11 protein-coding genes are annotated in these 14,194 nt (G+C 34.5%); 3 read left to right on the top strand and 8 right to left on the bottom strand.

The features are described from left to right. Positions 1-66: 66 nt before the first annotated feature. Genes BTA34_RS16820 through fepB form a run of 3 tightly spaced genes read right to left on the bottom strand, consistent with a single transcriptional unit; the run spans position 67 to position 3,074 of the window. A complete protein-coding gene (locus BTA34_RS16820; RefSeq protein WP_151436527.1) occupies positions 67-1,107 on the bottom strand; it encodes a FecCD family ABC transporter permease in 1,041 nt (346 codons plus the stop codon). Further along, the gene (locus BTA34_RS16815; protein ID WP_151436526.1) at positions 1,104-2,111 is read right to left on the bottom strand and encodes a FecCD family ABC transporter permease; all 1,008 of its coding nucleotides are present in this window, start codon (positions 2,109-2,111) and stop codon (positions 1,104-1,106) included. Before BTA34_RS16815 ends, BTA34_RS16820 begins: the two co-directional genes overlap by 4 nt. A gap of 3 nt (positions 2,112-2,114) precedes the next feature. Next, positions 2,115-3,074: a Fe2+-enterobactin ABC transporter substrate-binding protein gene (gene fepB / locus BTA34_RS16810; RefSeq protein ID WP_151436525.1), complete on the bottom strand. Its 960-nt coding sequence runs from the start codon at positions 3,072-3,074 to the stop codon at positions 2,115-2,117. 368 nt (positions 3,075-3,442) lie between these two features. Between fepB and BTA34_RS16805 the strand changes: the two genes are divergently transcribed. Both BTA34_RS16805 and BTA34_RS16800 read left to right on the top strand, forming a co-directional pair. Continuing rightward, on the top strand, positions 3,443-3,613 hold the full coding sequence (locus tag BTA34_RS16805; RefSeq protein WP_265576122.1) for a hypothetical protein: 171 nt from the start codon (positions 3,443-3,445) through the stop codon (positions 3,611-3,613). A gap of 22 nt (positions 3,614-3,635) precedes the next feature. Then, positions 3,636-5,597 carry an insecticidal delta-endotoxin Cry8Ea1 family protein gene (locus BTA34_RS16800; protein ID WP_151436524.1) on the top strand — a complete coding sequence of 654 codons (1,962 nt, stop codon included), beginning with the start codon at positions 3,636-3,638 and terminating at the stop codon, positions 5,595-5,597. 61 nt (positions 5,598-5,658) lie between these two features. Here the strand turns inward: BTA34_RS16800 and BTA34_RS16795 are convergent, their stop codons facing one another. From BTA34_RS16795 to BTA34_RS16775, 5 genes are all read right to left on the bottom strand, one after another. Then, a complete protein-coding gene (locus tag BTA34_RS16795; RefSeq protein ID WP_151436523.1) occupies positions 5,659-6,441 on the bottom strand; it encodes an energy transducer TonB in 783 nt (260 codons plus the stop codon). Between the two features lie 27 nt (positions 6,442-6,468). Further along, complete coding sequence (locus tag BTA34_RS16790) at positions 6,469-9,522, bottom strand: TonB-dependent receptor domain-containing protein (RefSeq protein WP_151436522.1); 3,054 nt, start codon at positions 9,520-9,522, stop codon at positions 6,469-6,471. A gap of 41 nt (positions 9,523-9,563) precedes the next feature. After that, positions 9,564-10,928, bottom strand: a complete 1,365-nt coding sequence (locus BTA34_RS16785) for a porin family protein (RefSeq protein ID WP_151436521.1) — start codon at positions 10,926-10,928, stop codon at positions 9,564-9,566. Between the two features lie 185 nt (positions 10,929-11,113). Beyond that, entirely contained in the window at positions 11,114-11,890 is a 777-nt protein-coding gene (locus BTA34_RS16780) for a Slam-dependent surface lipoprotein (protein WP_151436520.1), read from the bottom strand. A gap of 422 nt (positions 11,891-12,312) precedes the next feature. Next, a complete protein-coding gene (locus BTA34_RS16775; RefSeq protein WP_151436519.1) occupies positions 12,313-13,200 on the bottom strand; it encodes a LysR family transcriptional regulator in 888 nt (295 codons plus the stop codon). A 227-nt stretch (positions 13,201-13,427) separates the two neighbouring features. Between BTA34_RS16775 and umoA the strand changes: the two genes are divergently transcribed. Further along, the gene (umoA, locus tag BTA34_RS16770) at positions 13,428-13,964 is read left to right on the top strand and encodes a UmoA family flagellar biogenesis regulator (protein WP_151436518.1); all 537 of its coding nucleotides are present in this window, start codon (positions 13,428-13,430) and stop codon (positions 13,962-13,964) included. Positions 13,965-14,194: the final 230 nt, after the last annotated feature.

The following is a 14,194-nucleotide window of genomic DNA, read 5'->3' as shown; positions in this document are numbered from 1 at the left end:
TCTTTTTGGCGACCATCCCATGACTCATCCTTAAGTTAGTAAATATTTACTTCCTTTATTATTATTTTAAGTTCTCTGTTTTCTTGTCAGTAACCACAGCAAATAAAGCCCACCAATAACCCCCGTCATTAAACCAACAGGCATCGTAATATTGATGGGTAGGTTTTGTGATAACACATCAGCAGAAAGTAAAAGGAGTGATCCCATTAACGCAGAGCCTACAATGGGTAGTTTTCCTGACTGGCTTAATCTGATCACTAATTGAGGTGCAGCGAGTGCAACAAAGGCAATTGGCCCAGCGCTGGCTGTTGCTAATGAGGCAAGTAATACGGCACTAAAAATCATCACCCATCTTACTCTACCCACATGGACACCCAATTGCTGTGCCATGTCATCTCCCATTTCCATTAACGTTAATGACTTAGCATAAAAAATGATAAGTGGAACAAGGATCAGTAAACCAATAAAAGTAGGATAAACGTGTTGCCAAGTACGCGCATTTAGCGAACCTGCAAGCCAGAGATTAGCCATAATAGCATTATCAATATTGCCCTTTACCAACAATAAACCATTAAAGGCATGTAAAATGGCACCGATGCCAATACCGACTAAAATCATGGTGTAACCAGACATAACACCATTTTTTAATGACAGCAGATAAACAATTAGCGCTGTTGCCATACCACCTATTAACGTAGAAATAGCGATATCCACAACCGTGCCATTAAAAATAATGATTTGAAGTAATGCCCCCGTTGCTGCACCTGTTGTAAAACCAATAACATCCGGTGAACCCAAAACATTACGAGAAATCGACTGGAAAATAGCGCCTGAAATACCTAATGCAGCCCCAACGCCCATTGCGGTAAGTAGACGAGGTAAGCGAATATCCATTACGATTTTCTCTTTGATGCCACCTTCTGATTGCCCAACAACAATATCTATCAATGTAGAAAATTCGATGGGAAACTTACCTGTTGTTAAGGCTAAAAAAGCGAGAGAAATCATCAATAAAAACAAAATAAAGGCGATGATGATATCTTTTAGAGATAAGATCCAAGACCATGTACCCAATTGGCAGATAATCTCATTATTTTTAGGTTTCATAATGTAATGATCCGCCAACGTTTAACAAGATAGATAAAGAAAGGTCCACCAATCAGTGAGATCATAATACCGACGCTAATTTCCCCTGGTGTACCGATTAACCGCCCTAAGCAGTCTGCGACTAACATCACTAATGCACCAATCAACATCGACATCGGTAAGATACGTCGATATTCAGCGCCGACTAAACGACGAGCAAAATGAGGAGCGGTTAATCCTAAAAAGCTAATAGGACCAACCGCTGCAGTTGCACTTCCTGCAAGAAGTACGATGGCAAAAGCTGATAACAACCAAACTCGTTTTTGATTAGCTCCCAACGCATGGCTAATATCATCACCTAAAGTCACGATATCTAATGAACGAGTAAGTGAATAAGCAATCACACTTCCAATCACCACCAATACAGTAATTGGATACAACACATCGAAGCTACGTCCTTGTAATGAACCCACAACCCAATGACGGAATTGATCGAAAACACGTTCATCACTATTTACCGTAACAAGCTGTGTGATAGCGAGTAAAACCACTGAGAGAGCAACACCTGCAAGCACCATTCTTACAGGATTAAGCCCATGCCTTATCCCACCAAGAAGATAAACACCAATACCTGCGAAGAAAGCCCCTAATAAACCAAACCACATGTAAATAGTGACATCAGTGATCCCCGTTAGCGCAATTAAAGAGACAATCGCAACCATGGCTCCGGCATTAATGCCAAACAAACCGGGATCAGCAAGTGGGTTGCGTGTCAGAGCTTGCATTAATGTTCCAGCTCCGCCTAATGCGACGCCAATAACTATCGCTAATAATGTGCGAGGAAAACGTAGATAGCGCACTAATAAGTGCTCACTATTTGTCGTATCAAAATCGATAAAAGCCTGCCATGTCGTGTACATAGAAACATGTCGGCTGCCTACAAATAAGCTTAATAGTGCAAAAGAGAACAAGAGGAAAATAGCGCCTCTTATTCCCCATTTTATGTTGTGGTGAGAAGTAAACATACGTTATTGCTTATGTTTACTAAAACGCGCGACCATCTCATTGATAATTTCTTGCGCGCTGTAATAATCAATACGAAATGAATTTGCGCCTAAACCATAAACCTGCTTATTTTTTATAGAAGGTAAATTGGCAAGAATAGGATCAGCCATAAATACATCGACTTCTTTAGCGGTTCCACTTAATAGAAACGTTGTGGGTGCGGTGAGTTGTGTTAAATGCTCATATTGAGCCCACACAAAATCTGAAACAGGTTTATCTTTCGGTTGCCAAGCGAGATCTGCGCTTTCAATGGTAAAACCGAGTTGTTGTAATAATACGGCGTGAGGGCTGGTGGTTAGCGAAACAGGGTTAACAGTACCGGCACCAAAATAAGAGATAATATTGACCTGACCTTCTGGTAGTTGTAGCGCGTCTTTCCCCTCTTTTACTATATTTGCAAAACGCTGTAATAGTGTATCTGTCTCTTTTTCTTGTCCAGTGGCTTGTGCTAATTGTAAAGCCAGGCTTTCCCAACTCTGTTTGCCGTAATCTAAAACAATGGTAGGCGCGATTTGTTTAAATTGCTCAACTTGAGGATAAACCGTATCTCCCCCATTTACAGAAACAACGATTAAATCAGGTGCATAAAGATAAGCCATCTCTAATGAAACACTGCCCGCAGACCACAGTTTTTCAACATTTCTCTCTTTTGCTACTTTATCCCATTGGGCAAAAAACAGACCATTGGCTGCAGTTGAACTTGCAACCACAGGAGCTTGCATTGCAAGAAGCGTTCCGGTGATAGAAACCGATGCAGATAAAATACGTTGTGGTTTTGCTTTAATTTCGGTTTTAGTGCCATCAACACTCGTAAAAGTACGAGGCCAAGATTGGCTATCAGCGCCAACATCAAAAGCATTTGCTGTATTAACAATAAAAGAAAAAAGAAAAAGACAGGCAATAGAGACAACGGATTTAAACATGACCACTTTCCAAGTAAATAATCTTTACTTTAAATAATAAACGTAATTATTAATGTTAATCATAATCAATATCATTAACAACATGGATTTGTGGGGTTGTGATAGGAAAAATGAGAATGAGCGCACAAAAAACACTTTATATAGTGTTATCACCAAATTAAAAAACACGGATTAAGGCAGATAATAAATTTTATCTCTCTCTTTCTAAACATCGTCATACCTTAATGAAATGAGAGTTAAGAACCTAATCATACCTGCTAAATGAAATACGTTTAATTTATCATAACCCCATGATAATAAATGAAATTGTTAATATATAAAATTTGATGCAAAAAGGAGAGGACAACAACACAAGAAAGGAAATAAAGATGAGTTCAACACAACCAACAAACTACAATATTATCGTGATGTCCGATCCTCAGCCTTGGAGACTAAACATAGATAATAATGATCCTAATGATGATCAATCCCGTTGGGGATCAACGATAAAAAAAATAAGGGACAACATTCAATTATTACACCGTGAAAAATGGAATTAATTTTTAAATAAGGAGCTTCATTATGCATTTTAATCCGTTAAAAATACTAATTAGCCCATCATCATTACCAGCAACCACACCATTAATCAGTATTAATTATCAAGATCTCAAAAATGGCATGCTAGATATGATAAATCGCAACGATAATACATTGCCAACGATTGTTGATAGATTTAATGAGCAAGATCCGTTAAATGCTCCAATGGTTGTAGGCCAAACTGTGATTGGGCATATGATTAGTTTAGTGCCTGTTGCCGGTGGTGTTTTATCAAAAATCACCGCTGCACTCTTTGGTCTAATGAGCAAAAATATGAAAAATGAATCATCAGCTAAGCAAATTATCGAACATATCTCTCATATTATTGATAATAAAATCGCTGAGAATAACGTTGAGACAATCAAATTCACCACAGAGGTAATATCTAACGTTTATCAGTTATTTTCTGATTCATTTGCTCGTTATCTTGATCCCACAATGAATTATTCGACTCAACAAAAAAAAGATTTACGGGAACAAGTACTCAACCATTTTGATGCTGTTATTTATATCATCGTTTCTCAACAACCCTTAGTATTAAATTTAGCGCAATCAGCGGGATTACCTTTTTATTGTCACTGTTGCGCCCTTTTTGTTGCGGCACATTGCGATATCTTAACGAATAGAGATAAACTTGAATTGGAAGACGACTACTTTAAAAGTAATTTAAAAAACCTAAGAGACAGTATCGATAAATTCAATACGGCTATTCATTCTGCAATTTATAAACAAACGGCTAATGTATTTCAAGATGACTATAATAAATGTAATACTTTTTTATCAGGTCTTTATACCTCTGGCCTTTCTTATTATCAATCTTGGGTCAAACACAGTTTTGAAATTGAATTTAATACACCATTATTTCATTGGAATAGTTTAGAGCTTTATGGGAATGATTATAGTCACTATCCCAATCTGAATTATTACGATACCTATTTCGCTATTGGCAAAGATATTTTACATAGAACATCTATGTTGCAAAGTATGGAAGCTTATTCTCATGCTAATACCATTATTCGTATTAAACACAATTACTTAAGTATTGAAAAAGTAAAAGATAGTTATCAATATGAAGGTTGTTATGGTGTAACTGGTGATAGAAATGATGAATTAAAAACAGAAATCTTTTTTACGCCAGATAGTAGTAAGTCATATTTATCACCTGATCAAATTTTCCCTTCTGTACGTTATATTTCTAATGCCCTTGAGGGTAAATTAGACTATATGGTACTTGATGATGTGAATAATGGTCATTTTATCATTGGAGCAGGTAATCGATATTATAAATACTATATGAATATTCCCGGTTACTGTTTTAATGGTATAAATCTTTATTTAAGCAACCATAATGATGAACAATGCAATGCTAAATCAGACTCTCGGCTAATAGAATCTGCGCCTATATTCCGTTTTTATGACGGTTATGCTTCTCTTACGCTAGAAACTAAAAACCACTTACCGATACCACAAAAAAGCTATGAATTGGATTTAAATCATGGGTTTGATACGCAATTAAGTAAAGCTCTATTTGGTTATAGTGATATGTTGGTGGGTAAAAACTGTATTTTGCTAAATAAAGAAGCCTATTTTTGCTTACCATCAGAAGAAACGATTGGAAAAACAGATAATACACAAAAAATGAAGGTGTTATTACAGTGCGCTGCTGAAAGCGAACAAACGCTTTTAATTTCAGTGAGAACCGGTGATGCCATTAGCGGTGCTTTAATTGCTTCAAATACCTTTTCTCTTGGCCTAAATCAGAACAATATCGTTTATAAAATAACACCTTTACTTAATCATCCAATTACAAGAAATAAAGCTTATTTTCGTACCTATCAGCTTGAACTAGAATATTTATTTCCCCGTGAAAATGAATCAAATCTCTATTTTCATTTGCACTTTTCTAATCCCAATACAGTATTAGCCGATATGACGGTGCTGTTCTAATAATTAACTCTGATAAAAACACCTAAATTGCCATTGTGCTTTAGGTGTTTTATCTATCCTATTAATTTAATTGAAAATCCAATGAAACAACTAAAGGATTTAATAAGCTTTCGGGTTTAGGGCCGATGGGTTTTACGCGTTTAACCGCAGCAATAGCCGCATTATCAAGAGAAGAAATACCAGAAGTACTTTCTATCTCAATCCTTGAAACCGCACCCTCTGATGTTAGTGAAAAACTCACCACTACCTGACCTTCATGTTGCATACGACGTGCTTGTGAAGGATAACGTTTATGACGTTCTATTTCTCGACGCAGTGAACTAATATAGTGATTATCCGATTCACCTTGCCCTATTCCATTTTCACTTAATGCATGACTTCTTCCTGCTAACGAGCTTGCAGTATGTTGCGTTAAGCTTTCTGCCGATGCTTCGGATGTCATTTGCGCTATTTGGCTTTCTAAATCAGCCTGTTTTAACGGCTCTACTTTTTCTTGCGCCACTGGCTTTTTCACTGGTGTGATTGGTTTTATGGGTATAGGTTTTTCAGGTATTTTCTTGGGTGCTTCAACAAACTCTCCTTTTTCGGCACTTGGTAAAACAACGGGCGTTTCTTGAGGTTCCGTTTCCACTAAAGCCTCTGGTACGACTGTCGATTGTTGGGGAGGTGAAAATACCACTTGGTAAACGGATAATGTATTTTCTTGTTGCTGATGAATATGGTGCGCACTTTCTGTCATAGAAAGTGAACGTAACACCCAACTTAATATGGTGATATAAACTAGCGATATCCCTATTAGCCAATAATAAATATTAAGCGGATGCCTGACAGAAAGTGCCAACATAAATAAAAGCTCCTTACTCTCTTTTAATTAAAATTGTGCAGTAACACCTAATCGGAACGTTCTTCCCGGTGCGGGCATACCTGATCGCGTTAATGGATCAATGTAATATTCGTTTAATAAATTACTGCCCGTTATTTCAAAAGATAAATTAGGGCTATATTGATAGTTAATATAGGCATCAACGGTAAAGACTTTTGCCCAACGCATCGGGTTATTATTTCTTCCATACATTAAATCAGGGAGTTTTTCCTTTAACCATTTTTCATCTTTATTTTCTACTTCTGATGAATAGAGCCAACGGCTACCTATTTCTAATTTATTATCTAACCAACGAGTACCTAAATGTAAATTAACTGAATATTTAGGCTGAATAGAGGTACGTAAAAAACCACCAGGGTAGCCCCCCGTCATACACTGTTTTATGTGAAAAAATCCTGATGGGTCTAAAATATTAAAGGCATTTTTATCACATACTTTATTTTTATGACTATAAACGAGAGCGGTATCCATAAAGATAAAACCGTTATCAAAACGTGCTTGAACTTCCAGCCCTTCTAATATCTGTTTCTCAAATTGCCTTATTTGCCAAGAACTATCTCTATCAAACACATTTTCAATATTGGTATGAAAATAATTTATTTTAATATCAGCATGGCGCTCTATATTAAGCCAATCGGTAAAATCAAACACAACACCAAACTCTGTACTTTTGGCTCGTTCTGGTTTTAATTTAAAACCATAATAGCGGGCTTTAGAGCCTGAAAATCCGCTAGTATCTTCAAATAAATTAGGTAAACGCAGTTGCTCAGTATAGCGTCCATAAAAACGCAATATATCGTTGGCATACACCGTTGCAGAAACCAAGGGTGAAAATGCACCATGTTGATAACTTGGCTCTGGTGCAAAGACATCTTGATCATCTTCTAAATAAATAGGGATTGGATTTGTCACGCCCATTTCATATTTATTAACTAATTTACCTGTAATTGGATCAGGCACTTTTTCATTTCTATCAAGATAGCCATTTAATAGGATATTTTTACTTTTGAGTAACTCTCCATGTTCATTATAAATCAAGGCAGTATATTCTGTTTTCATAGGTATAACATTTAATGATTTTCTTTGGACATTACCTTGCTCATCACGCATATAATCATCAGTCATCATCTCTAACACCACTTTCATAACATAATGATTATTAATAATCTTTTCTCTTATTTCTGGTGATAAATTTTCATATTCCGGATAAACAAATGTAGACCGCAAAATATTTTGTATTTTTTCAAAGAATTCTGGTTTATTTCTATTTTTTTTTAATTCTTCAGGTAACGTCTCCACATCAATCCAGTGAATTGCTCTATATAATAAATACTCCTCCGCAGTTAATGTACGTCTATAAGGAATAATATGTCCTCTTATTGAATAGGATTTTTCATAACCTTCTACTTTATTACGTCGTTTATTATTTAAAAAAGTATCTGTTAAATGATAATAATGATATTTGCCACCGGCAGTAATGGCTAACCAAGAAAGCGGTTTCCAATCAGTGGAAAGGGCTAAATTGACTTCATGGCGTTGCCCTCCACGTCCAGCGGTAACAAAATCAAGCCCCTCAGGTACATCAATTTCATCGCTATTTAATTTTTCAAATTGATAATTACTAGAAAATGAAATAGAAAATTGGGGTGATAATTTAAATATTGAAGATAAATCAATACCATAACGATTATTTTTTTGGTAAAGAGAAGCGGTATCAATAAAATGAGTATTTGTTTTTAAATCCCATTGTGATGCATCAAAAAATCTGTTGCTATAATCAACCTGCATAGGTCTTCTTGGCTCACCACCACGAGTATTGGTATGACCTGAGGTTAAATTACCCCATAACCGTAACAATAAATCAGTTTTCTTATCTTCTGGCTTCCACTGATAAGTTAATATTCCCGCCTGTTGATTAATCGTTGCTAATGGCCATTGAGTCACTAAGTTTTTTTCGTAACGCGCCCACTCTAATCGTAATGGCATAATATCGCCAAACAGTAAGTCAGTGTATCGGTAATTAATGGAAAAACGGTGTGCTGATTCGGGGAATAATGTCCCTTTAACTAAAAAAGAACGATTACGACTAGAGGTATTAGGTACTTCATTACCGGGACGATAAATATGGGCAATAAAAGGGACATAAGGTGTTAATCTTACCTTATAATCATTCGAATGAATGGATTTCATATTATCTGTTTCTAGATAAGCTTTTGTATTTTTTTTGCCCGCTAAGTAATTTCCTTTTTCTCGCAATGCATAGGCAAATAATAAATTAAACTTTTCTTTTTCAAACCCAACACCTAAACGAAATGAATGATCATGAAAACTCCAATCTTTATTTTTTTGAGGTGTAATTTCTAAAGCTGGATCAATTATTTTTATTCCCTCATGATAAAAGTGAGAATAACTGCGGTAATCTCCTAGCATATCTAAATAAACTTCTTTATATCGTGTAGAGTTATTACTAATATCCCCTTTAAAGTTAATTCCAAAAGAGTCACCAATAGGCACAATATCTCGAATATCTAAAGTTTTTACTGCAATACCGCCACCGATACCGGTTTTCATATCTGGGGTTAATGAAGGACCTTTTTCAATATAGATACTACTAATCAAATTAGAATCAATATAGTTACGATTAGATGCCCCACTGTAACCACGGTAAACGGTAATTGCCTGCTCTGTTCCATCCACAGTAACAGGAATTCGTCCTTGCCCTTGAACACCGCGAATATTCGGATCAAGCGCTCCACCATTACGTGCTTCACCACTATAAACACCAATCGCACTTTTTAGTAAGTCCGCTGGTGATACCCCCTGATAACGCTCTAATAGCTCTTTACCTAAATAAACATTAGAGACATCTTTCTCATAAACTTGAGCATAACCTTGTTTATCTTTTTCTTTATTATCTGAAACCTGAATATGACCAAGATCGGTTTTATCTTCTTTGGCTTGCAGATAAAAACAAGGAGAAAATAGCGATAGAGAAACGAAGATTGAAACAATTTTCCGCTTTCTAAAAAGCATTATATGCATTGTTTTACCTATTTAATTGATAAAGAAAGTAACTTATTTAATTAAAATTGTTTTTCTAATTTAAATAACACTTCATGTTGCTGATATTGATATAACCAATCCACATTGCTTAATCTTCGGGTATAACGTAACTCTATTGCGGGGTAAAACCCTAAAATAAAGGGTGATTTATTTTTAATATTGGTTGTAAAAACAAAGCTATTGTCTTTTCTTCTCTTTTTAAAAAAAGGATTATAGTTATTAAAATATTTAAATTGATACTGTAAAAAAATAGATATATTCCAATTTTCTAACAATGGATAATAAACGCCAGTTTTTATACCATATAGCTGATAATTTAATAAAGTGTTTTTTTTACGTTCTAATTGATAATTTAATTGATTAACTAAATGCACTCGATTATTTAAATAATAGTTATGATTAGTACTATAACTAAGTCGCTGACTATTTAGATTATTTAGCACCTTTTGATATTTCTTTATTTTATAATCAAAACTTAAATTAATAGTTTGCTTTTTATTAAAAAAATAAAAAAATTGTGTTTCACTACCCCATGCTTGATATTCATATTGAGCTTGTGATTTTTTTAATTCGTAATAAGGTGTTATTAACCATTGGTATTGAGGTTTTTGATAGCGATAACCCAGTTGTGTATATAATGCCAAAAAATTAGCGCTACGATGAGAGTGATAATCTATATATCGTACATAATTATAAGAAGAAAAAGTATGGTGAGAATAAATGATAAAAGGCTGATAAAAAGAAAAATAATGAGTAAGACCTGTTGATGCGATAGGTTTTGCACCTCTTAGCGTTATTTTTCTTTGAGTGGATTGTGAGACAGTTTTATCAGATAAATCAGGTGCATGGTTAATATTATCATCATAAAAGAAGCTAAGTTGATAAAAACGTTGCCCTTGAAAATAAGATGCTAACTTAACCTTATAAAATGCAATGGATTGGATAATATCTTTAGGTAAATCAATCATATTACTCAATTGATTAAGTTGCTGCTGTGCTTTTTTATATTCTCGCAAATGAAAATAAAGTTGAATTAACCCTGTTTGCGCTGGAATAAAATCGGCTTTTTGCTTAAGTTGCTGCTGATAATAAAATTCAGCATTTAAAAAATCGCCTCTGTTTTGAGCCAGTAACGCCTTTGCATAATTGACAAGTAATACTTCATATTGAGGCTGTTGTTGATAATAAAGCAATAATTGTTCGGCTTTTTGCCACTGCTGTTGTTGCAAATAGTGGTAAAGTTGCTGACCAATTTCCGCGACACTTCTTTTATTAAATTGATCACGCAATAATTTATCATTATTTTCTATCGCCATACTATTAAATGGTAAAAAAATAAGTAGTAAAGCCAATAACCTTCTTATTAAAGGTCGATAATAATTCATGGTATATCCTTATAATAAAAACCGACCTATTCCTTAAGATCGGTTTATTTTTGATAAAAAAAAACAGATAACCCTATACCTGATTATCTGTTGCTAACATTTAGCTTAATGACCACTAATACCACTTTTTAAAGAATTAACCGATTGTATTACCAAACAAATTTATAATATTATTTTTGAAAAAATTAAGAAGCATCCGTGCTTGCTGTTATTTCTTCACTTTCACTGCTATTTTTCGCACCACCAAAACCAATATCTTTTGTGTGATCCGAACTGAACACCACAACACCCGCTAACACTTCAGCACTCTCGCCAAAAAAGGCACCTTCAACCTCCCCTGATGTTGTGCCTTCTTTCGCATCTGCAGAAAACGTCACTTGGTTATTTGCGGTATAAAGATTTCCATTTTCTAACTCAACCGTACGTTGGCTATTTGCCAATGAACCGTCAATTTTCTTTTGTGAGAAATCAACATCAAACGAACCTGAAAGTAAGTTACTACCACTGTATTGGCTAATACCCGTTATCGTATAAGTGGCACTATCTGTCGGTAATGTGGTTGTGACGTCTTTACCAACATAATAGGTTTGATGTGTCGCATCCGTTGCTGATGTTGTTTTTGCCCAGTCACCAAAATAGACATTGGCATCCGTAATTTTAGCGAAATGAAAAACCCCCATATCTCTATGGGCATTATTAGTTTGAATAGTATGAATACCATTACTATCAGCCACACCTCTCGCTAAAGAAGCAAAACCAATTTTTTTCCCACCTCCTATGCCGCTAATACCAACACCAGGTTCTCCAGCCACTGTTTTATGAGGACCATATTGTATTGCATCCGTCGGACCCACACTCATGGTAGTTGAAGGACCGCTTTGAGCAAAATAAATTTCAGCTTGTACAGTATGCGTACCCATTAATATAAATAATGCACAAGTTAATTTATTAACATTTTTCATAATAATTTCCATATCATTAGTTTGAGGGTGTGGCTACTTATTATAAATAATAAGTAGCCACCTACAGAGGTATTACTACTTTATCTTTACAGCTTCACTTTCGAATATAAAGCTCGCTGTTTCTGGCGTAGGTAATATTAAATAAATCTCTTTTGTTGTAAATAACAGATTTTAATTAAAAAGTTTTTAATTAACCTTACTTATATTATGAGAATTAAATTAATTAAATGATTTAACTTAATTTTTTATTTAAACACATAAAAAAACAAAGAATATTTTATGTTTATTTTTGTGAACAAACTCGCAATTATTTATCTTTATTCGTTTTAAAACTAATTAATATTTATTAGGTGTCTTAGCTTTATTATAAGCTATATTTTAAAAATATAATCATTGCCAAAATTAAAGCCTTTTTTCATTCACTATATTTTATTTATTTCCTCAGGAATTATTTTTATAAAAATATCACGATCTTTATTCTGAATATTATTATTCCAAATAACACCTATTTCCCATTGTGTATACAAACCTGACAGTGGCAATAAAGTGACTTTTTGTTTATCACAAATAAGTTCTGCATTTTTAGGTACCAATGCCATTCCTAATCCAGCAGAAACTAACGCTAACTGTGTTTGAATATCTTGTGATTGCTGCAATACACGAGGTTTGATTTGATGATACAGCAAAAAATCATCGATTTGTTGATGCAGTTTTTTTCCCTTTTCAGGAACCAACTGAATAAGCCCAAGCGTATTAAAGTAGTGTAATGGATCATCATCAGTTTCTAACACCTTAATAGTTTGCGTGGGAATTGCTAACATTAATCGCTCTTGTACTAATGAAATACCCTTTAGTGGCGCTGTGACAGGTAAACGTGAAAACGCAAAATCAAGCTCCCCTAAAAGTAATTTATCTTCCATTGTATTAGAAGGCATATCATCAATATGCACGGTAATATCAGGGTGAGAGTGATTAATTTTTGCCAATAATGGTGTAATAAAATTTAATGAGGACAAACCAAATCCTGCATAAAGCTCTGCTTTTTGAGGTTCACTTAATTGACGTGCCTGTTTTTCTAATACTCGGGCTTCTGTTAAAACTGCTTGAGATTGACTCAGTAAATACTGTCCTTCAGGCGTTAATTTTGCTCCGTGACGTCCTCGTTGAAAAAGAGTGACACCTAATTGAGATTCCAGCGTTTTTATCTGTTTAGTGAGTGCTGGTTGACTAATACAAAGCCTTGATGAGGCTTCACCAAAATGTTCTGTTTCCGCTAAAACAACAAAAGCATTCAATAAACGGGTATCCATGATTAATTATTAATCCTATTTCACTCTTCCTTTTTATTATTCTAACATAGAATAAATAAATAAAATTAATAACCACCAAAAATGCATTAATAAGCACTTATTCTTTATGTTTGATAACATTTTGGAATGAAATGAGATAACAGCTAGAAATAACAGGGTTATACACCTCTGTTTCACGGAACAAATACCTTATTTATTGGCATAATAATGGCAATAAAGGAGTGTTTATGTCTGCTAAGTCCCTATTTATAGTTATTTCATTATTAGGATCATCTGTTTCCTGTTTGGCAGGAGATGGCTTAGTGGATAGAACATGGACAGCTTCAGGATTAAATACACAAAGTTATCGACAAGCATTAAGGCAACCGACCGCAACCTCTCGATATACTCTTTTTAATATCACGCCAGATATGCCTGTTCCGGGTGGTGCAAGCCATTCTGATCCTCAAGGTATCCGTTATATTGCCATGAAGTATGGTCCTTATGGTCAGCCTGAACACTATAAAACCTACCAAATTATGTTTTCCCACTATTCAAATAGTAGTACGAAGAAAATTCGCTATTTAGGGGAGTTATATACTGTTGTCGGTGATATCTATTTAATTGATCCTTTTGCAACAGCCAATGAGTGGCAACGTGGTCGTAGCCAAATTGTTGAAGAGTACTATGAGATATTAGATGCGCACGGAAATAGAACAGGCAAAGGGTTACGCTTTAATAATTGGGATAAACCAATTCATATAACCAAATGGTCATCAAATTAATATATTCTTAATCAATATTCCTTTTTGTTAACTCTCTCTTAATGTCATCATTTTTCTTTTTATTAAAATAAGCACTTTGAATATTAACCTACATTAATACTTTCTAAGTTTATATAAATAAAAAATATAAGCATATCAATAACTGACATTATTCTCTTAATTTCTATTTAATTTACTTGTTTCTTTAGATAGAAGTTTAATCCACAGAAAAGTTAGTTTTTATTTCACTT

It is taken from the genome of Proteus sp. CD3, assembly GCF_008808075.1.
Classification (GTDB): Bacteria; Pseudomonadota; Gammaproteobacteria; order Enterobacterales; family Enterobacteriaceae; genus Proteus; species Proteus appendicitidis.
This window is presented reverse-complemented; position numbering and strand designations above follow the sequence as displayed.

Coding starts and splice junctions, on each gene's coding strand:
- BTA34_RS16820 (WP_151436527.1), bottom strand. CDS start 1,107: ATGAAACCTAAAAATAATGAGATTATCTGCCAATTGGGTACATGGTCT.
- BTA34_RS16815 (WP_151436526.1), bottom strand. CDS start 2,111: ATGTTTACTTCTCACCACAACATAAAATGGGGAATAAGAGGCGCTATT.
- fepB (WP_151436525.1), bottom strand. CDS start 3,074: ATGTTTAAATCCGTTGTCTCTATTGCCTGTCTTTTTCTTTTTTCTTTT.
- BTA34_RS16805 (WP_265576122.1), top strand. CDS start 3,443: ATGAGTTCAACACAACCAACAAACTACAATATTATCGTGATGTCCGAT.
- BTA34_RS16800 (WP_151436524.1), top strand. CDS start 3,636: ATGCATTTTAATCCGTTAAAAATACTAATTAGCCCATCATCATTACCA.
- BTA34_RS16795 (WP_151436523.1), bottom strand. CDS start 6,441: ATGTTGGCACTTTCTGTCAGGCATCCGCTTAATATTTATTATTGGCTA.
- BTA34_RS16790 (WP_151436522.1), bottom strand. CDS start 9,522: ATGCATATAATGCTTTTTAGAAAGCGGAAAATTGTTTCAATCTTCGTT.
- BTA34_RS16785 (WP_151436521.1), bottom strand. CDS start 10,928: ATGAATTATTATCGACCTTTAATAAGAAGGTTATTGGCTTTACTACTT.
- BTA34_RS16780 (WP_151436520.1), bottom strand. CDS start 11,890: ATGAAAAATGTTAATAAATTAACTTGTGCATTATTTATATTAATGGGT.
- BTA34_RS16775 (WP_151436519.1), bottom strand. CDS start 13,200: ATGGATACCCGTTTATTGAATGCTTTTGTTGTTTTAGCGGAAACAGAA.
- umoA (WP_151436518.1), top strand. CDS start 13,428: ATGTCTGCTAAGTCCCTATTTATAGTTATTTCATTATTAGGATCATCT.